This window comes from Solwaraspora sp. WMMD937 (genome assembly GCF_029581175.1).
Classification (GTDB): Bacteria; Actinomycetota; Actinomycetes; order Mycobacteriales; family Micromonosporaceae; genus Micromonospora_E.
The window spans coordinates 293829-312126 of record NZ_CP120738.1; the positions used below are offsets into that span (position 1 = coordinate 293829).

The following is an 18298-nucleotide window of genomic DNA, read 5'->3' on the forward strand; positions in this document are numbered from 1 at the left end:
CTACGGTTGTCAGGTGGACTTCGACGCCTACGCGCGGACCGCAGTTGATCTGGTCAACTCCCCGTTGGCTGACCTCGACGACCTGAGGGCGCTGTTCCACGGCGACCACGTCTGGATGTGCGACGAGGTCTGTGACCGCGACCTGACGGTGTTCCGGCGGGCCGCTAGACGCCTGCGGGATGTCTTCGAGTACGGCACCACCGGGCGCGATGCCGACGCGGTCGCCGAGCTCAACTCGCTGCTCGCGGCGTTTCCGGTGCAGCCGCGAATCTCCGGCCACGACTCCAACGACTGGCACATGCACGTGACCGGCCGGGGAGCCTCGGTCAGCGCCGAGTATCTGGCCGGGGCGGTGTGGGGGCTGTCGGTCTGGCTGTGCGAGTACGGCAGTGCCCGCTTCGGCGTCTGCGCTGACGCCCGCTGCGGCAACGTCTACCTGGACACGTCGTCGAACTGCTGCCGGCGGTTCTGCTCGGAGCGCTGCGCCACCCGTTCGCACGTGGCCGCGCACCGGGCCCGCAAGCGCGCCGCCGTCGAGGACAAGCCGCTGCTGCCGGTCAGTTGACCGGTTTTCCCCGACTCCAGCCGGCCAGTTTCCTCCGGCCCGGCCGGCCAGTCTTTCCGGCTCAGCCGGCCGGCTGGTCGACGGTCGCCGACCAGCCGGGGCTGCCGCCGTCGATGGTGGCCAGGTGCCGGCGGGCGAACGCCAACGACTCGCGCAGGTCGGCCTCGCGCACCGTACGGCTGCGGGCGCCGCGGGTGGCGACCTCGACCGCCACCGCGCCCCGGAAGCCGTTGCCGGCCAGCGAGCTGAGCAGCTCGCCGCACGGCTGGTTGCCCCGGCCGGGGACCAGATGCTCGTCGCGGCCGAGGCCGCTGCCGTCGCCGAGGTGCACGTGCTCCAGGCGGTCGCCCATCGCGGCGGCGAGGGCCAGTGCGTCGGCCCGCGACGCGGCGCAGTGCGACAGGTCGAGGGTGTACGCGTCGTAGCCGACCTCGGTCGGATCCCAGCCGGGCTGATACGGGACGAACTCACGGCCGGCCATCCGGACCGGGAACATGTTCTCCACCGCGAACCGCACCTGTGGGTGGGCGTCGCGCAGGGTACGCAGCCCGTCGGCGAAGGTACGGGCGTAGTCGCGTTGCCAGCTGAACGGTGGATGCACCACGACGGTCGGCGCGCCGAGCGTCTCGGCCAGTACGGCCGAGCGGCGCAGTCGTTCCCACGGGTCGGAGCTCCAGACCCGCTGGGTGACCAGCAGGCAGGGGGCATGCACAGCGAGTACCGGCACACCGTAGTGCGCGGCGAGCCCACGCAGCGCGCCAGCGTCCTGGCTGACCGCATCGGTCCAGACCATCACCTCGATGCCGTCGTAGCCGAGCGCGGCGGCCAGCTCGAAGGCGGCCGCCGTCGGCTCGGGAAACACCGATGAGCTGGAGAGCAGCACGGGTACCGCGGAGGTCACGTCGCCCAGCCTAGCCCGGCCGGCGCAGACCTGCCGGATCGGTGACCACGCCAAGGTCACCGGCAGAGATAAGCTCCAATTGTGCCATCCGGCGCAGGATCACCCCTTCCCGCAGCGCCCACGGACAGATGTCCAGCGACTCGATGCCCAACTGCCGCATGACCGACTCGGCCACCACCGCCCCCGCCAGCAACTGATGCCCCCGGCTGGCGCTGACCCCTTCGAGTTCGTGCAACTCGGCGGGCGGGATGTGGCGGATGAACCCGGTCACCTGACGCAGCCCGGTACGGGTCAGCCGCCGGGGTGCCCACAGCCCGGCGCTGGACGGCGCGGCCCCGGTCAGCCGGGCCAGGGTGCGGAACGTCTTGGAGGTGCCGACCGCCCGGTCCCAGCCCTGCGCCTGCAGCAGCGGAACCATCGTCTGCACCTGGGCGTCGACGTACTCCCGCAGGTCGGTGACGAACTGTGCGGCCGGTGGGCTGACAGTGAACGGGGTGACCCCGAGTCGTTCCCGGGTCAACCGGCCGGCCCCGAGCGGCAGCGACTGGGCCAGGTGCGGCTCCTCGTCGACCCCGGCGGCCAGTTCCAGGGAGCCGCCGCCGATGTCCAGCACCAGCAGCCGGCCGGCGGACCAGCCGAACCAGCGGCGGACCGCGAGGAAGGTCATCCGGGCCTCGTCGGCGCCGGAGAGCACCTGCAGGTGCACGCCGGTCTCGGCGCGGACCCGGGCCAGCACCGCCGCCGAATTGGTGGCGTCGCGCACCGCCGAGGTGGCGAACGCGATCAGGTCGCTGGTCTGCCAGTGGTCGGCTGCGGCCCGCGCGGCGGCCACCGCTTCGACCAGGGCGTCCGCCCCGGCCGGGGTGAGCGCGCCGTCCGGTCCGATCTGTTCGGCGAGCCGCAGCAGCGACTTCTCCGAGTGTGCCGGCCACGGGTGGGCGCCGGGGTGTGCGTCCACCACGAGCAGATGCACGGTGTTGGAACCGACGTCGAGCACACCCAGTCGCATGTGATCACCCTAGGCCAACCCGGCGTACCGACCCGCTTGCCCGGTCCGCCGCAGGTGGCAGGCGTACGCTGGCCGGGTGGCACCCCGTGACGAGCTCCGGATCCTGGTCGAGACCCCGGCCGACCCCCGCAGTCGGGAGGTCGAGCTGGACTTTCCCCGTGAGTGGATCGAGTTCGTCGACCCGGCCGACGCCGCGCATCTGGTCCGGGCCGACCTGACCTGGTTGCTGTCCCGCTGGACCTGTGTGTTCGGTGGGTCCTGCCACGGCATCATCGCCGGGCGGGCCCGGGACGGCTGCTGTTCGCACGGTGCCTTCTTCACCGACAGCGACGACGAGAACCGGGTCAAGGCGGCTGCGAAGCGGCTCACCCCGCAGACCTGGCAGCACTACCGGCGCGGGTTCAAGAACTACACCGAGATGGACACCGTCGACGGTAGGAATCCGGCGCGGCGGACCGCCACCCGCAGCGCCGACGGGCCGTGCGTGTTCCACAACGACGCCGACTTCCCCGGCGGCGGGGGCTGCGCGCTGCACGCCCAGGCGCTGCGCGACGGGGTGCATCCGCTGGAGTACAAGCCGGACGTCTGCTGGCAGTTGCCGATCCGCCGGGACCAGGAGTGGACCAAGCGTCCGGACGGCAGCAAGGTGCTGGTCTCCACGCTGACCGAGTTCGACCGGCGGGGCTGGGGTGCCGGTGGGCACGACCTGGACTGGTGGTGCACCTCGTCGCCGGAAGCGCACGTCGGGGGCGAGCCGATGTACCGGTCGTACGAGCCGGAGCTGACCGCGCTGGTCGGCAAGGCGGCGTACGCCCGCCTGGCCGAGCTGTGCGCGGCACGGGCCCGGCGCGGCCTGGTGGCAGCGCACCCGGCCACGCCGCGTCGGCGGACGCCGAACGCCCGTCGGTCGGAGTGACACCGACGCGACCGCCGGCCCCGGCCCCGGCCCCGGCCCCAACATTTGGTCAGGACTCGAACTTGTAGCCCAGCCCGCGCACGGTGACGATGAAGCGCGGCGCCGACGGCTCCGGTTCGATCTTGGAACGCAGCCGCTTGACGTGCACATCGAGGGTCTTGGTGTCACCGACGTAGTCGGCACCCCACACCCGGTCGATCAGCTGCCCCCGGGTGAGCACCCGGCCGGCGTTGCGCAGCAGCAGCTCGAGCAGCTCGAACTCCTTCAGCGGCAGCTGGACCGAGTCCCCGCCGACGGTCACCACGTGCCGCTCGACATCCATCCGGACCGGTCCGGCGGTCAGCGTCGCGGTGGACGGCTCAATCACCTCGGTGCTCTGTCTGCGCAGCACCGCCCGGATCCGGGCGACCAGTTCCCGAGGCGAGTACGGCTTGGTGACGTAGTCGTCGGCGCCGATCTCCAGGCCCACCACCTTGTCGATCTCGCTGTCCCGGGCAGTCACCATGATGATCGGTACCCGGGAGCGTTGCCGTAGTTCACGGCAGACCTCGGTGCCGGACATCTCGGGCAGCATCAGGTCGAGCAGCACGATGTCCGCTCCGGTGCGGTCGAACTCGGTGAGCGCGTCGGTGCCGGTTGGCGCCACCGACACCTCGAACCCCTCTTTACGCAGCATGTAGGAGAGCGCGTCGGAGAAGGACTCCTCGTCCTCCACCACGAGTACCCGGGCCACTTGTCGTTCCTTCCCTGTGTCCGGCCTGATCCGCTCAGACCTGCTCGTGCGCGGCCGGACCGGTGTCGATCTCAACCGATTCGGGTAGCGGCAGTGCGGCGTCCGGCGGGCTGGCAGGCAGCCGCAGCGTGAACGTCGACCCTCCACCCAGCGTGCTGGACACCTCGACCCGACCGCCATGGTTGGTGACGATGTGCTTGACGATGGCCAGGCCCAGCCCGGTGCCGCCGGTGCTGCGCGAGCGTGCCTGGTCGGCCCGGTAGAACCGTTCAAAGATCCGGTCGACCTCGTCGGGGGCGATGCCGATGCCCTGGTCCGCGACGGCGATGTCGACGTATTCGTCGGCCCGGGAGGCGGTCACCGTGACCCGGGTGTCCTCGCCGGAGTAGGCGATCGCGTTCTCCACCAGGTTCGCCACCGCGGTGGCTACCTGGCTGTCGCGACCGTACACGGTCAGCCCGCGCTCGCCCGTCACCGTCACTTCGATCCGGCGGGCCGCAGCCGGGGTGCGGGTCCGGTCCACGACCTCGGCCAGCACCCAGTCGACAGCAATCGGATCGGGGGCCGGCAGCGGCTCGGCTCCCTGTAGCCGGGTGAGTTCGAGCAGCTCGTTGACCAGCCGGCCGAGCCGGGTCGACTCGTGCTGAATCCGTTCGGCGAACCGGCGGGCGGCGGCCACGTCCTCGGTCGGGTCGGTGACCGCGCTGTCCGGGTCGGTGGCGTCCAGCAACGCCTCGGCGAGCAGCTGCAGGGCGCCGATCGGGGTCTTCAGCTCATGGCTGACGTTGGCGACGAAGTCCCGGCGGACCCGGGCCACCCGGTGCGACTCGGTGACGTCGGCGGCTTCGACCGCCACGTGGTTGCCGCGCAGGCCGACGGCCCGCAGATGCACCCCGAGCGGGTCCTGGGTGCCACCTTCGCGGCCCCGGGGCAGGTCAAGCTCCACTTCGCGACGCACACCGGTGCGGCGGACCTGCCCGGCCAGGGTACGGATGATCGGGTGCGCGGTGACGCTGCCCGGCGTCGGCCCGGCCCGGAGCATGCCCATCGCCCGGGCCGCCGGGTTGACCAGCACCGGCACGTCGGTGTCGTCGAGCACCACCACGCCGACCCGCAACGAGTCCAGGCTCCGGCGGGCCAACGAGTCGATGAGGCTGCGGTCCGGGGTCGTCGGGGGTGCCGCAGCGGCGTCGTTCGCGACGATCTGCGGCCTCCCGTTGCTGGACGTACGCTGCCCGCCCCGGTGTTCGACCGGGGCGGATGCCAGTTGTCGTGCCCGGGCTCGCGCCAGGAGCAGACCGGCGACGAGCCCGCCGCCAGTGCCGACGGCCGCACCGCCGGCCAGAACCGCCCAATCCACGGGGCGATCGTAGGGTCATTGTTAACCTGGTCAGCCACCCGAACAGGACATATCTCACCGCAATCGCCAGATGTTCATACTGCCGCCCTACTCTGTTCACCCCTGTTCATCTGGGTGCCGGCAAGCCGCCATACGGTGTGGGCGACACCGGGCGGGACCAGGACCGAGACCTCCCACCACGACGACGGAAGGCCACCATGCGCGAGGAGTTCCAGGCCGAGCTGCAGGAAATCAGCGAGCTGCTGGTATCGATGGCGGAAGCCGCTCAGACGGCGCTGCGCCGGGCGACCGGCGCGTTGCTCACCGCCGACCGCGAAGCCGGCGAGCTGGTACTGGTCAACGATGCCGAGATCGATGCCCTCTACCGCACGGTGGAGGAACGGGTCAGCGATCTACTGGCCCGGCAGGCGCCGGTCGCCTCCGACCTGCGGATGGCGATCACCGCGCTGCACGTGGCCTCCGGGTTGGAGCGGATGGGCGACCTCGCCGACCACGTGGCCAAGACCGCCCTGCGGCGACACCCGTCACCAGCGGTCCCGGCCGAGCTACGCGGAGTGTTCTCGGAGATGGCCGAGGTCGCCGACCGCATGATCGCGAAGGTGGTCGGGGTGCTGCGTACCCCGGACGCGAAGACCGCCGCCGAGCTCGACAGCGACGACGACGCGATGGACGAGCTGCACCGCAAGCTGTTCCGGGTGCTGCTGGGCAAGGACTGGCCGTACGGTGCGGAGACCGCCATCGACGGCGCGCTGCTGGGCCGGTTCTACGAGCGGTACGCCGACCACGCGGTCAATGCCGGCCGGCGGGTCGTCTACCACGTGACCGGGGTGAACCCGAACGACTGAGCACCAGGGCCGGGCCGGGGCCAGGGGTACGGGGCGGGCAACGTCCCGTACCCCTGGTCCGACGGCTCAGCGGCCCTGGTTGGCGACCGCGGCGGCCGCGGCAGCGGCGGCGTCCGGGTCCAGGTAGTCACCGCCGACGTTGACCGGCCGCAGCGCGCCGTCGAGGTCGTAGCGCAGCGGGATACCGGTCGGGATGTTCAGCTTGGCGATCGCCTCGTCGGAGATCCCGTCGAGGTGCTTCACCAGCGCCCGCAGCGAGTTGCCGTGCGCCGCGACCAGCACCTGCTTGCCGGCGAGCAGGTCCGGCACGATCGCGTCATACCAGTACGGCAGCATCCGCCGCACCACGTCGGCCAGGCATTCCGTCCGGGGCATCAGCTCGGGCGGCAGCTCCCGGTACCGCGGCTCGCCGACCTGCGACCAGTCGTCGTCGTCGGCGATCGGCGGCGGCGGGGTGTCGTAGGAGCGACGCCAGAGCATGAACTGCTCCTCGCCGTACTCCTCCAGAGTCTGCTTCTTGTTCTTGCCCTGCAGCGCACCGTAGTGCCGCTCGTTGAGCCGCCACGACCGGCGCACCGGGATCCAGCCCCGGTCCGCGGTGTGCAGCGCCAGTTCGCTGGTCCGGATCGCCCGCCGCAGCACGCTGGTGTGCACGACGTCCGGCAGCAGGTTGTGCTGCGCCAGCAGCTCACCGCCACGCCGCGCCTCGGCCTCGCCCTTGGCGGTCAGATCCACGTCGACCCAACCGGTGAAGAGGTTCTTCGCGTTCCACTCGCTCTCGCCGTGCCGGAGCAGCACCAGTGTCCCCACAGTCATGTCGTCCATCCTGCCGGACCCGGTGCCCGGAGGTTCACCGGCCCGGGGCACCGGCCGGCCGGGGTGACGACCGCCACGCGGAAATTCGCATGCTCGGTACGCCGCCCGCCGCCTAGCGTGTAAGGCACAGGTGTTGCACTGTTCATTACTGCACGGGGGTAGCTAGCCGATGTCGGGTGCGCGGGGATGGCTACAGCAGACCACCAGCGGCCTGCCCCGGGCCTTCTGGTACCTGTGGACCGGCAGTCTGATCAACCGGCTCGGCTCGTTCGTCGTGATCTTCCTGGCCATCTACCTGACCGCCGGGCGCGGCCTGACCGGCTCCCAGGCCGGCCTGGTGCTCGGCGCCTGGGGCGCCGGCGGAGCCGTCGGCACCCTGCTCGGCGGGACGCTCGCCGACCGCTGGGGGCGACGCCCGACGCTGCTCACCGCGCACCTGGGCGCTGCCACCATGCTGATCGTCCTCGGGTTGGCCGACCGGTGGTGGCTGCTCCTGGTGGGCGCCGCACTGCTCGGCCTGTTCAACGAGGGCGCCCGGCCGGCGTACGGGGCGATGATGATCGACGTGGTCCCGGCCGCCGACCGGCTGCGGGCCTTCTCGCTGAACTACTGGGCCATCAACCTGGGGTACGCGTTCGCAGCGGTGCTCGCCGGACTCGCCGCGCAGGTCGACTACTTCCTGCTGTTCGCGGTGAACGCGAGCACCACCCTGGCCACCGCCGCGCTGGTCTTCGTCAAGGTCGGTGAGACCCGGCCGGCGACCCAGGCGGCGGCACCGCTCGGCGCGGCCGTGGTCGCGGCCCGACCGGCCGGGTTGCTGGTTGTCGTCACCGACCGGGTCTTCCTCGGCTTCGTCGGGCTGAACGTGCTGCTGGCCATGGTGTTCATGCAGCACGGCTCGATGTTGCCGATCGCGATGGCCGACGACGGGCTGTCGCCCACCACGTTCGGCGCGGTGATGGCGCTCAACGGCGTACTCATCGTGATCGGGCAGCTCTTCGTCCCCCGGCTGATCACCGGCCGCAACCGCTCGCACGTGCTGGCTCTGGCGGCGGTGATCGTCGGGGTCGGCTTCGGCCTGACCGCCGTCGCCGACGTCGCCTGGTTGTACGCGGTGACAGTGCTGATCTGGACCGCTGGCGAAATGCTCAACTCGCCATCGAACGCGACGCTGATCGCCGAGCTGACCCCGGCCGCACTGCGCGGCCGCTACCAGGGTGTTTTCTCGCTGTCCTGGTCGGTCGCCGCCTTCGCCGCGCCGATCACCGGCGGCTTCGTCTGGCAGTACGCGGGAAACGCCGCGCTGTGGCTCGGCTGCGCCGCGATCGGCGGGGTGGTCGCGGTGGGTCAGCTGATCGCCGGTCCGGCCCGCGAGCGACGGGCCGCCGAACTGCGGACCGCCGCTTCGGCCGTGACCCGGCCGACCCGGTCCCAGCTGGCGACGCCGGACCGGGCCCGGACGCCGGAGGGGTCCCAACAGCCGCTGGCAGCGGCTCATCATCCGCAGTAGTTGCCGGGCAGGCGGAAACGGATAGCCGGCGGCGGGGAGCGACACTCACCCCCGTAAGCGTCGCTCCCCCTCGCCGCCGGTTTCGGGTGGCGCCGTCCCCCAACGGCCCAATGCCACCGGTCCCCCGGCACCCAGCCCGGTTGTTCGGACCGAACCGGTCCGACGGCCCCCAGCCAATCCCGGGCTCGGCGCGTGACTCAACCGTAGTTCCTGACACTTCCGGTGGACAAGGCGATTCGGTTGTACGCCCAATCACACCATCCGAGGTGCCGAACGGGTTTACGCCCGCGACAACACCGACGAGTGATGGCGAATACACGCTCAGGCATCTTCACGGTCGGGGGATTCGAGCCGGAAAAAATTGCTCGGCGTACCGTCCGTGCGCTGTTCCTGGTAGATGAAGTTCAACCGACGCTGATCAAACGTCCCAAACCACTCATCCCAGGAGATCTTTCGTAGATTGCCGCCGCCGTAGCCGGGAAAGTCGATCCGCAGCACGCTGGGCCGGCCATCGCGAGGGGCACTGACGGTCGCCGGTGTACCGCCCCGGGCGTCGGCCCACTGCCGGATCGTCCGGTGATCGGTGGTGACCAGGCTACGCCCGGCACGTTCGGCATGCTGCTGCGGATCGTCGATACGCTGGGCGTACTTCAGCGAACTGGACGACTTGGCTCCGGACCGGATCTTGCCCCCGCCGGACCGTCCGCCGCCGCCGGCGCCAGAGGTGTTCCGCCCCGTCGAACTGGCGCTCTTGCGGGCCGCACCGGCGCTCTTGCGGGCAGCGCCGGTGCTCTTGCCGGCCGCACCGGTGCTCTTGCCGGCCGGTGCCGAACGCTGGGAGGTCGGCGAACCGGCCTTCGGCCGGGACGCCTGCTTCGCCCGCGCCGGAGTACCCCGTCGCATCGCCCGCGCCAACGACTTGATCAGATCGGGCTTGCGCAGGTTGGACGTGCCGGTCACCCCACGCTTGCGCAGCTGGTCTCGCAATTCGTCGACGCGAAGGTCGGCAAGGTCGCTCTCCCGTACCGCGCCGCCGGCCCGGCCGATGGTCGCCGAGCTGGACTTGCGGGCCGGGCTGGACTTGCGGGCCGGGCTGGAGCTGCGGGCCGGGCTGGAGCTGCGGGCCGGGCTGGAGCTGCGGGCCGGGCTGGAGCTGCGGGCCGAGGTGGAGCTGCGGGCCGAGGTGGAGCTACGGCCGGCCTTGGACCGTCCGTCCGACGCCGGGCTGCGGCGCCGGGTACTGGTCTGTTGCGGCATGGTCTGCTCACTCCCTTTGACAGTGTCCCTGCGGGGGGGCAGTGGGCGACGGTTGCGCCACCATGCGAGCAGTACCCTGCTGGCTCCCTACAAACCTGGATCCTCCGGCGTCTTGTCGTCGAAAAGGTGCGCGAAGGCGCGCAGGTTCGCCACAGATTCACCCCTCTTGACCCGCCATTCCCACTCGCGGCGGATCGCCGAACCGAAGCCAATCTCCAGCATCGCGTCGAACGACTCGTCGGCATAGGTGAGCACCGAGCCGAGTATCCGGTCCAGTTCATCTTCGGTGATTCCGGCCAGCCCGACACGACCGGTGAGGTAGATGTCGCCGACCGCGTCGATCGAAAAGGCGACACCGTACATCTGGGCATTGCGTCGCAGCAGCCAGGTCCACAACTCGGTACGCCGTTCATCGGGCTGCCGCATCACAAATGCTTCTACTCGCAGCGCCTGCTCGCCGACGATCAGATTGCACACCGTCTTCAGCTTGTGGGTGCCCGGCAACGTCACCGCGTACGACAGGTCACCGGTCGGTTCCCAGCTCAGCTCGCGATCGGCGCAGACCGCCTCGATCAGCGCCGCCACCTCGGCTCGTCCGCTCATCGCACTCCTGGTCAGCCCACGCTCGCCGACAGGGCGTCGGCGTCCCGGGACATCCCGGCGGCGGTCGCCGCGCGGTACGCCCGCACCGCCTCACCGTAAACGTCGAGCAGCCCGGCCGCAGTGCGTGTCCAGGAGAACTGCCGGGCGTGCTCCACCGCGCCCCGACCGAGCCGGTCCCGCAACGCCGGAGCGGCAAGCAGATCGCCGATCGCCCGGCCCCAGTCGTCCGGGTGGTGCCCGTCGACCAGCACTCCGCTGTGCCCGTCGCGGACCGCGGTGACCAGGCCACCGACTGAGGCGGCCAGCACCGGCGTGCCGCAGGCCTGCGCCTCGAGGGCGACCAGGCCGAACGATTCGTTGTACGACGGCACCGCGACCAGGTCGGCGGCCCGGAACAGTGCCGGCAGGTCGGCATGGCCCAGCGGCGGCATGAACCGCACCAGATCGTCGACTCCCAGCGACTTGGCCAGGTCGATCAGGGCACCCGGCTGGTCCAGACCGGTGCCGCTCGGGCCGCCGGCGACCACCACCGTGAGATCGGCGATCGCACCCGGATCCCGCCGACGCAGCGCGGCCACCGCGCGCAGCAGCACGTCCGGCGCCTTCAGCGGCTGGATCCGACCGGCGAACGCCACCAGATGGCCACGGACCGGCAGGCCGAACCGCCGTCGGGCGGCCGCCCGGGTGGCCTGTTCCCGGCCGGGCGGGCCGGGCCGAAACCGGTCCAGGTCAACGCCCGGTTCGACCACGGAGACCCGGTCCGCCTCGGCGCCGTACCAGTCGATCAGCTCGCCGGCCTCGGTCGTGGTGTTCGCCACCAGACGGTCCGCCTCGGTGACCACCTGTTCCTCGCCGATGATCCGGGGGGCCGGCTCCGGCCGGTCACCGGCCGCCAGCTGGGCGTTCTTGACCTTGGCGAGCGTGTGCGCGGTGTGCACCAGCGGCACCCCCCAGCGCTCCTTTGCCAGCCACCCGACCTGCCCGGAGAGCCAGTAGTGTGAGTGGATCAGGTCGTAGTAGCCGGGTGCCCGGGCGGCCTCTGCCCGCAGCACTCCGGCGGTGAACGCGCAGAGCTGGGCCGGCAGGTCCTCCTTCGGCAGCGGCTCCAGCGGGCCGGAGATCACCTGCCGCACCCGTACGCCGGGTGCCATCTCCACCACCGGCGGTACGCCACCCGCCGTCGCCCGGGTGAATATCTCGACCTCCACGCCGGCCTCGGCCAGCCGCCGGGACACCTCGACGATGTAGACGTTCATGCCGCCGGCGTCGCCGGTGCCCGGCGAGTCCAGCGGAGAGGTGTGCACCGACAGTGTCGCGACCCGACGGGGACGCGCCGGCGGGTTGTCACCCAACCCGGCCTGACCCACCTGCACCACGTCGCTCCCTCCGCTCGCCTGATCGCAGCCAACGCCACCAACCAGGACGACCCGTCACATCTTCCCGGTACTGGCAGCGACATGCCGCACTACAGCGGGTGGAGGTGACCCACCTCTCGCCGACGGAGACGCCCGGGACCGACCGGCGGCGACGACCCGGGCCCGCCGAGCGGCAACAATGGCTGGATGACACCGATCGCCATCGTCACCGGAGCGTCCAGTGGAATCGGCGCGGCCACCGCCCGCCGGCTGGCCGCCGAGGGCTTCCACGTGGTCGCCGCCGCCCGCCGCGGCGACCGGCTCGCCGACCTGGTCGACTCGATTCGTGACAACGGCGGGGCCGCCACCGCAGTGACCTGCGACGTCACCGACGATGAATCGGTGGCCGGGCTGGTGCAGGCGGTCAGCGGGTTGGCCCAGCAGGGTGACCTGCCCGGACGGGTCACCCTGCTGGTGAACAACGCCGGCGGGGCGCGCGGGCTGGACCCGGTCGAGTCCGCACCGGTGGCCGACTGGCGGTGGATGTACGAGGTCAACGTGCTCGGCACGCTGCGGGTCACCCAGGCTCTGCTACCGGCGCTGACCGCCAGCGGGGCCGGCACCGTCGTGGTGATCGGCTCCACCGCCGGGCAGGTGGTCTACGAGGGCGGTGGCGGCTACACCGCAGCCAAGCACGGACAGACCGCGCTGACCGAGACGCTACGGCTGGAGTTGTGCGGCCGGCCGGTCCGGGTGGTCGAGATCGATCCGGGCATGGTGCGTACCGATGAGTTCAGCGTGAACCGGTTTGGCGGGGACACCGCACGGGCCGACGCGGTCTACGCCGGGGTGGCCGAGCCGCTGGTCGCCGACGACATCGCGGACTGCGTCGCCTGGTGCGCCACCCGGCCGCAGCACGTCAACGTGGACCGGCTGGTGGTCCGCCCGTTGGCCCAGGCAGCGCAGCACAAGGTGCACCGGGTGCTGCCCGGGTGAGCCGGGGTCGGGCGGCCCGACCGGTTGGAGCCCGCGCGCCCGACGCGGCCCGACCGGTCGGCGAGGTCACCCGGGGCACCACCGCACCGAACCGACTGCGCCGGGCCGACCGGTGGATCGCGTACCGCTGCGGGCCGGCACTGACGGACGCGGCCCGGCCACCGCTGGTGGTCGACCTCGGTTTCGGCGCCCATCCGGTGACCACCGTCGAACTGGCCACCCGGCTGCGGTCGGTGCGACCGGACGTGCGGGTGGTCGGCCTGGAGATCGACCCGGACCGGGTCGCGGCGGCGGCTCCGGCTGCCGCGCCGCCACAACTGATCTTCGGCCGGGGTGGATTCGAGCTGGCCGGGCTCCGGCCGGTGCTGGTCCGCGCGTTCAACGTGCTGCGCCAGTACGCCGAGTCCGACGTCGCGGCGGCGTGGGCGACGATGCGCGCCGCGCTCGCCCCCGGCGGGTTGCTGGTCGAGGGGACCTGCGACGAGCCGGGCCGGGTCTGCTCCTGGGTGCTGCTCGACGCCACCGGGCCGGTCTCGCTGACCCTGGCCGGCCGGTTGGCCACCCTGGCCGGCCCGGCCGGTGGCGGGCCGGCGGTGCTCGCCGAACGGCTACCGAAGGCGCTGATCCACCGCAACGTACCGGGCGAGCGGGTGCACGCGCTGCTGCGGGCGCTCGACGAGAGTTGGCGGGCGGCAGCCGGCTATGCGCCGTACGGGCCACGGCAGCGCTGGCTGCGCACGGTGGCGGCGCTGCGGGACGGCGGCTGGCCGGTGCTGGACCGACCGGCGCGGTGGCGGCTCGGCGAGTTGACCGTGCCCTGGTCGGCGGTGGCCCCGCCCGGCGGCGCAACGTTCGAATCCGGCCGGCGGGTCAGCTAGTCGAAGGAGCAGTTGACCAGGACCGGCTCCGGATGCAGGGCGACGCCGAACCGGTCGCGGACCCCGTCCCTGATGGTGCCGGCCAGGTCGAGCAGCGCGGCGGTGCTGCCGCCGCCCCGGTGGGTGAGCGCCAGGGTGTGCTTGCTGGAGATGGCGACCGGCGCGTCGCCGTCCGGGTAGCCCTTGCCGTACCCGGCCTTGTCGATCAGCCACGCCGCGCTGACCTTGACCGCGTCGCCACCGGCGACCGGCCAGGTCGCCGGCTCACCCGTCCCGGCGACGGCGACCCGGGCGTGGAACCGCCGCGCGGCGGCGGCGTCCAGCACCGGGTTGGTGAAGAACGAGCCCACCGAGCGGGTGTCCGGGTCGGTGGCGTCGAGCACCATTCCCTTGCCGGCCCGTAACCGCAGCACGGCGGCACGGGCGTCGGCCAGCGGCACCCGGTCACCGACGGCGACGCCGAGGCTGCGGGCCAGCTCGGCGTAGCGCACCGGGGTGGACAGCTCGCTGCGGGCCAGTCGGAAGTCCACCGCCAGCACCAGGTAGCGGTCGTTGCGTTTGAACAGGCTGTCGCGGTAGGCGAACCGGCAGTCGGCGGCGGGCAACGCGTACCGCTCATCGGTTAGCCGGTCGTGCACGTGCACGGCCTGCACGGTCTCGGCGATCTCCTGACCGTAGGCGCCGACGTTCTGGATCGGGGTGGCACCGGCTGCGCCCGGGATACCGGACAGGCATTCCACCCCGGACCAGCCGGCGGCGACGGTCGCCGCGACCAGGTCGTCCCACGGCTCGCCGGCCTCGACCCGGATGGTGACGGTGGCCGGATGGCCGACCGCCGCCGGTTCCTCGGCGATCACCTGGAAACCGGTGGAGCGGACCAGGATCACCGTGCCGGGGAAGCCGTCGTCGCCGATGACCACGTTGCTGCCGCCGCTGAGCAGCAGAATCCGCTCGCCGCGCCGACCGGCGTCACGGACCGCCTCGGTCAACTCGTCGGCGGTGGACGCGGTGACCAGCCGGTCGGCCGGGCCGCCGAGGGCGAGCGTGGTATAGCGTGCCAACGGCGCAAGGGCCGTCGGGTCTTCAGCAGATGGCGCGTGGGCACTAACGTCAGGCACGCCCCTCACCCTAGGCTGGATTCCACCCGCGCCACGCCACTGGCTGTCGGCTCGACCCGGAGGATCATGATGAGCAGGCTGCACGGCTCCAAGGACTTCTGGCTCGGCGCGCTACGGGCGGACGGTCCGGCGTTCCGGGCCGCCGTCGCTGAGGTGCCGCTGGACGCGCCGGTGCCGTCCTGCCCGGACTGGACGGTCGTCGACCTGGTGCACCATCTCGGCATCGTGTACATGTGGGTGCGGGAGACCGTGTCGCGCGGTGTCGCCGATCCGCGGGAGGAGCGGCCGCCGCTGGTTGCCAAACCCGACGGGGCCGAGGCGCTCGTCTGGTGGCAGCAGGAGTTCGACGCGCTGGTCACCCTGCTGGACGGGCTCGACCCGGAGATGCCGGCATGGAACTGGGCGCCGCAGACCAAGAAGGTGAGCTTCTGGGTCCGGCGGATGGCGCACGAGACCGCGGTGCACCGCTGGGACGCGCAGACGGCGATCGCCGGGGTGGAGCCGGTGGAGGCGAAGCTGGCCGCCGACGGGATCAGCGAGGTGCTGGACTCCTGGCTGCCGGCGGGCCGGCGGCGCAGGAGCCAGCCAGCGTACGGGGTGGCGCATCTGGTGGCGACCGACGCCGAACAGGAGTGGTACGTCCGGTTGCGGGGCGAGGGTATGGCGCTGCTGGACACCGACACGATCCTCGACTCCGATGATCACCACACCCGGACCCTGGCCACCGGCACCGCGAGTGACCTGCTCCTCGCACTCTGGGGTCGGGTGCAGTTCGACGTGCTGGACGTCTCCGGCGACGCAGCACTGCTGGACTCGCTGCGGGTCGGCTGACCACTGCCCGCTCTTTAGTCCGCCGGCTCTGGGGTAGGTAACGCGCCGGCAACGTTCTGAGAACGCTCTCTTGACAGGGCAGTGATTGACGTCCCACTCTCGTGAGAGCGCTCTCACCGACCACGCCCGGCCAGTCGGCCAGGTCGCCAGGGTCGACAGGGAGCCAGCCAGCAGACACGCAGTTTCCGCACCCCACCATGCCTGGATCCGAGAGGGGTCAATCCATGGGCACCAATTCACGCCGCCGGCTGGTCACCGCGACCGCCGCCGCGGTCACCGTGCTCGCCGCAGCTACCGGCTGCGGCGGCGACGAAGCCGCCGACGACGGCACCATCACCCTGACCGTCGACGTCTTCGGCCAGTTCGGCTATGAGGAGCTGTACAAGCAGTACGAGGCCGAGAACCCCGGGATCAAGATCGTCGAACGGGGCACCGGTACCAACCTCGACGAGTACTCCCCCAAGCTGACCCAGTGGCTGGCCGCCGGCAAGGGCGCCGGCGACGTCGTCGCCATCGAGGAGGGCCTGCTCATCGAGTACAAGGCCAACCCGCAGAACTTCGTGAACCTGCTCGACCACGGCGCCGCCGAGCTCGAAGGCAACTTCATGCCGTGGAAGTGGGACCAGGCGCTGACCGCCGACGGCAGCCAGTTGATCGGGCTCGGCACCGACGTCGGCGGCATGGCGATGTGCTACCGCACCGACCTGTTCGAGGCCGCCGGGCTGCCGACCGACCGCGACGAGGTCTCCGCGCTCTGGCCGACCTGGCAGGACTACATCTCCGTCGGCGAGCAGTTCGTCGAGGCCGACACCGGCGCGTCGTTCCTGGACGCGGCGACCCAGACATTCAACACGATCGTGCTGCAGACCGCCGGTGCCGCCGAGGGCTACCACTACTACGACCTCGACGACAACCTCGTCGTCGACACCAACCCGGCCGTCAAGCAGGCCTGGGACATCACCATGGACATCATCGACTCCGATCTGAGCGGCAAGTACGGTGCCTGGTCCGACGAGTGGGTGGCCGCGTTCAAGCAGGCCAAGTTCGCCACCATCGCCTGCCCCGCCTGGATGACCGGGGTCATCGAGGGCAACGCCGGCCCGGAGGCGGCCGGCAAGTGGGACATCGCCAAGGTGCCCGGTGACGGCGGCAACTGGGGCGGATCGCACCTGGCGGTGCCGGCGCAGAGCGAGCACCAGGAGGAGGCCGTCAAGCTGGTCAAGTTCCTGACCAGCCCGGAGGGGCACATCGGGGCGTTCAAGGCCAAGGGCCCGCTGCCGTCGTCGCCGCAGGCGCTCGACGACCCGGCGATCCTGGAGGCGACCAGCGAGTACTTCAACGACGCCCCGATCGGGCAGATCTTCGGTGAGGGCGCCAAGAACCTCAAGCCGGTCTACATGGGACCGAAGAACCAGGCGGTCCGCACCGAGGTGGAGAACGCCGTCCGTACGGTCGAGCTGGGTCAGCGTACGCCCGACGAGGGCTGGACCGACGCGGTGAACAACGCCAAGACGGCGGCCGAGAAGTGACCGCGGGCCGGGTGGCGCAGGTCGAGCCGGGGCAGCCGGCCGCCGACGCCACCCGGCCGGCCCGGCGACAGCCCGAGCCGCCGCACCGGCGGCCCCGGCTGTGGCTGGCCCGGCTGGACACCAAAGCATCCCCGTACCTGTACATCGCGCCGTTCTTCGTGCTGTTCGCGATCTTCGGCGCCTACCCGCTGGGCTACACCTTCTGGGTGTCGCTGCACGACTGGGACCTGCTCGCCGCCGAGCATCCGTTCGTCGGCTTCGACAACTACAGCCGGCTGCTCGGCGACAGCGACTTCTGGAACTCGGTGCTCAACACCCTGGGCATCTTCGTCATCTCCACCGTGCCGCAGTTGCTGCTGGCGCTCTGGTTGGCCCATCTGTTGAACCGGCAACTGCGGGCCCGTACCTCGTTCCGGATGAGCATCCTGATCCCGAACATCACCTCGACGGCGGCCGTCGCGATCGTCTTCGGCCAGCTGTTCAGCCGCGAGTTCGGCATGATCAACTGGGCGCTGGACCTGGTCGGCGTCGACGCCATCGACTGGCGCAACACCCGGTTCGGCGCCTGGGTGGCGATCTCGACGATGGTCGACTGGCGGTGGACCGGCTACAACGCGCTGATCTTCCTGGCCGCGATGCAGTCCATTCCGAAGGACCTGTACGAGTCGGCGGCGATCGACGGCGCGCGACCCGCCCGGCAGTTCTGGTCGATCACCGTGCCGATGCTGCGGCCGACGATCGTCTTCTGCGTCATCATCTCCACCATCGGCGGGCTGCAGTTGTTCACCGAGCCGCTGCTGTTCAACTCCGGCCCCAACCCGATCCGGGGTGGGCCGCTGCGCGAGTCGCAGACCATGACCATGTACATGTTCGAGAACGCGTTCGCGCCGCACTTCAACTTCGGCTACGGCTCGGCGATCGCCTGGATGCTGTTCGCCCTGATCGTCGTCATCTCGCTGATCAACGTGCTGGTGATCCGCCGGCTCGGCAACAGCACCCGGAAGCAGGGGTGAGCACCGTGAAAGCCAGTCAGCACCTGTGGAGCGCCAGCAAACTGACGTACGCGACGCTGATCG

The 18298-nt window shown here is 71.2% G+C and carries 18 protein-coding genes; 9 read left to right on the top strand and 9 right to left on the bottom strand.

Annotated features, from left to right (window positions below):
- The first annotated feature begins 13 nt into the window (after positions 1–13).
- A complete protein-coding gene (locus tag O7621_RS01370) occupies positions 14–565 on the top strand; it encodes a CGNR zinc finger domain-containing protein (protein WP_281553051.1) in 552 nt (183 codons plus the stop codon).
- 61 nt (positions 566–626) lie between these two features.
- Here the strand turns inward: O7621_RS01370 and O7621_RS01375 are convergent, their stop codons facing one another.
- Positions 627–1466, bottom strand: coding sequence for a sugar phosphate isomerase/epimerase (locus O7621_RS01375; RefSeq protein WP_281553050.1), 840 nt, complete (start codon positions 1464–1466; stop codon positions 627–629).
- Positions 1467–1476: 10 nt separating this feature from the next.
- Positions 1477–2475 carry a Ppx/GppA phosphatase family protein gene (locus O7621_RS01380; RefSeq protein WP_282232373.1) on the bottom strand — a complete coding sequence of 333 codons (999 nt, stop codon included), beginning with the start codon at positions 2473–2475 and terminating at the stop codon, positions 1477–1479.
- A gap of 76 nt (positions 2476–2551) precedes the next feature.
- On the opposite strand from O7621_RS01380, the gene O7621_RS01385 reads away from it, so the two are divergent.
- Positions 2552–3391 carry a hypothetical protein gene (locus tag O7621_RS01385; RefSeq protein ID WP_282232374.1) on the top strand — a complete coding sequence of 280 codons (840 nt, stop codon included), beginning with the start codon at positions 2552–2554 and terminating at the stop codon, positions 3389–3391.
- A 49-nt stretch (positions 3392–3440) separates the two neighbouring features.
- On the opposite strand, the gene O7621_RS01390 is transcribed toward O7621_RS01385, so the two are convergent.
- Positions 3441–4124 carry a response regulator transcription factor gene (locus O7621_RS01390; RefSeq protein ID WP_281553047.1) on the bottom strand — a complete coding sequence of 228 codons (684 nt, stop codon included), beginning with the start codon at positions 4122–4124 and terminating at the stop codon, positions 3441–3443.
- Between the two features lie 34 nt (positions 4125–4158).
- Complete coding sequence (locus O7621_RS01395) at positions 4159–5484, bottom strand: ATP-binding protein (protein ID WP_282232375.1); 1326 nt, start codon at positions 5482–5484, stop codon at positions 4159–4161.
- A 197-nt stretch (positions 5485–5681) separates the two neighbouring features.
- Here O7621_RS01395 and phoU point away from each other — a divergent pair, with 197 nt between their 5' ends.
- Positions 5682–6329 carry a phosphate signaling complex protein PhoU gene (gene phoU / locus O7621_RS01400; RefSeq protein WP_123605756.1) on the top strand — a complete coding sequence of 216 codons (648 nt, stop codon included), beginning with the start codon at positions 5682–5684 and terminating at the stop codon, positions 6327–6329.
- A gap of 66 nt (positions 6330–6395) precedes the next feature.
- On the opposite strand, the gene O7621_RS01405 is transcribed toward phoU, so the two are convergent.
- Positions 6396–7154, bottom strand: a complete 759-nt coding sequence (locus O7621_RS01405; RefSeq protein WP_123605757.1) for a phosphoglyceromutase — start codon at positions 7152–7154, stop codon at positions 6396–6398.
- Positions 7155–7314: 160 nt separating this feature from the next.
- Here O7621_RS01405 and O7621_RS01410 point away from each other — a divergent pair, with 160 nt between their 5' ends.
- Positions 7315–8655: an MFS transporter gene (locus tag O7621_RS01410; protein WP_282232376.1), complete on the top strand. Its 1341-nt coding sequence runs from the start codon at positions 7315–7317 to the stop codon at positions 8653–8655.
- 321 nt (positions 8656–8976) lie between these two features.
- Here O7621_RS01410 and O7621_RS01415 read toward each other — a convergent pair whose 3' ends face one another.
- The 3 genes from O7621_RS01415 to mshA all read right to left on the bottom strand — a co-directional run bounded on the left by O7621_RS01415 (position 8977) and on the right by mshA (position 11891).
- Positions 8977–9912 (bottom strand): hypothetical protein, encoded by a 936-nt coding sequence (locus O7621_RS01415; protein ID WP_282232377.1) that lies wholly within the window; start codon positions 9910–9912, stop codon positions 8977–8979.
- Between the two features lie 87 nt (positions 9913–9999).
- Positions 10000–10515: a YbjN domain-containing protein gene (locus O7621_RS01420; RefSeq protein WP_282232378.1), complete on the bottom strand. Its 516-nt coding sequence runs from the start codon at positions 10513–10515 to the stop codon at positions 10000–10002.
- A gap of 11 nt (positions 10516–10526) precedes the next feature.
- Entirely contained in the window at positions 10527–11891 is a 1365-nt protein-coding gene (mshA, locus tag O7621_RS01425; RefSeq protein ID WP_282232379.1) for a D-inositol-3-phosphate glycosyltransferase, read from the bottom strand.
- Between the two features lie 186 nt (positions 11892–12077).
- Between mshA and O7621_RS01430 the strand changes: the two genes are divergently transcribed.
- Together O7621_RS01430 and O7621_RS01435 are read left to right on the top strand one after the other, a co-directional pair.
- Positions 12078–12866 (top strand): SDR family oxidoreductase, encoded by a 789-nt coding sequence (locus tag O7621_RS01430; protein ID WP_282232380.1) that lies wholly within the window; start codon positions 12078–12080, stop codon positions 12864–12866.
- Complete coding sequence (locus tag O7621_RS01435; protein ID WP_282232381.1) at positions 12863–13744, top strand: class I SAM-dependent methyltransferase; 882 nt, start codon at positions 12863–12865, stop codon at positions 13742–13744. The genes O7621_RS01430 and O7621_RS01435 overlap by 4 nt, the downstream gene beginning before the upstream one ends.
- Here the strand turns inward: O7621_RS01435 and O7621_RS01440 are convergent.
- On the bottom strand, positions 13741–14862 hold the full coding sequence (locus O7621_RS01440) for a UDP-N-acetylmuramate dehydrogenase (protein WP_282232382.1): 1122 nt from the start codon (positions 14860–14862) through the stop codon (positions 13741–13743). The genes O7621_RS01435 and O7621_RS01440 overlap by 4 nt on opposite strands.
- A 69-nt stretch (positions 14863–14931) precedes the next feature.
- Here O7621_RS01440 and O7621_RS01445 point away from each other — a divergent pair, with 69 nt between their 5' ends.
- From O7621_RS01445 to O7621_RS01455, 3 genes are all read left to right on the top strand, one after another.
- Positions 14932–15693 (top strand): maleylpyruvate isomerase family mycothiol-dependent enzyme, encoded by a 762-nt coding sequence (locus O7621_RS01445; protein ID WP_282232383.1) that lies wholly within the window; start codon positions 14932–14934, stop codon positions 15691–15693.
- 224 nt (positions 15694–15917) lie between these two features.
- The gene (locus O7621_RS01450; RefSeq protein ID WP_282232384.1) at positions 15918–17222 is read left to right on the top strand and encodes an ABC transporter substrate-binding protein; all 1305 of its coding nucleotides are present in this window, start codon (positions 15918–15920) and stop codon (positions 17220–17222) included.
- Between the two features lie 98 nt (positions 17223–17320).
- A complete protein-coding gene (locus O7621_RS01455) occupies positions 17321–18235 on the top strand; it encodes a sugar ABC transporter permease (RefSeq protein ID WP_282234815.1) in 915 nt (304 codons plus the stop codon).
- Positions 18236–18298 lie beyond the last annotated feature (63 nt).

Bases quoted from the DNA above. Each gene is read 5' to 3' on its own strand.
- O7621_RS01450 (WP_282232384.1), top strand. From the start codon at position 15,918: ATGGGCACCAATTCACGCCGCCGGCTGGTCACCGCGACCGCCGCCGCG.
- phoU (WP_123605756.1), top strand. From the start codon at position 5,682: ATGCGCGAGGAGTTCCAGGCCGAGCTGCAGGAAATCAGCGAGCTGCTG.
- O7621_RS01415 (WP_282232377.1), bottom strand. From the start codon at position 9,912: ATGCCGCAACAGACCAGTACCCGGCGCCGCAGCCCGGCGTCGGACGGA.
- O7621_RS01380 (WP_282232373.1), bottom strand. From the start codon at position 2,475: ATGCGACTGGGTGTGCTCGACGTCGGTTCCAACACCGTGCATCTGCTC.
- O7621_RS01410 (WP_282232376.1), top strand. From the start codon at position 7,315: ATGTCGGGTGCGCGGGGATGGCTACAGCAGACCACCAGCGGCCTGCCC.
- O7621_RS01420 (WP_282232378.1), bottom strand. From the start codon at position 10,515: ATGAGCGGACGAGCCGAGGTGGCGGCGCTGATCGAGGCGGTCTGCGCC.
- O7621_RS01430 (WP_282232380.1), top strand. From the start codon at position 12,078: ATGACACCGATCGCCATCGTCACCGGAGCGTCCAGTGGAATCGGCGCG.
- O7621_RS01405 (WP_123605757.1), bottom strand. From the start codon at position 7,154: ATGGACGACATGACTGTGGGGACACTGGTGCTGCTCCGGCACGGCGAG.
- O7621_RS01445 (WP_282232383.1), top strand. From the start codon at position 14,932: ATGAGCAGGCTGCACGGCTCCAAGGACTTCTGGCTCGGCGCGCTACGG.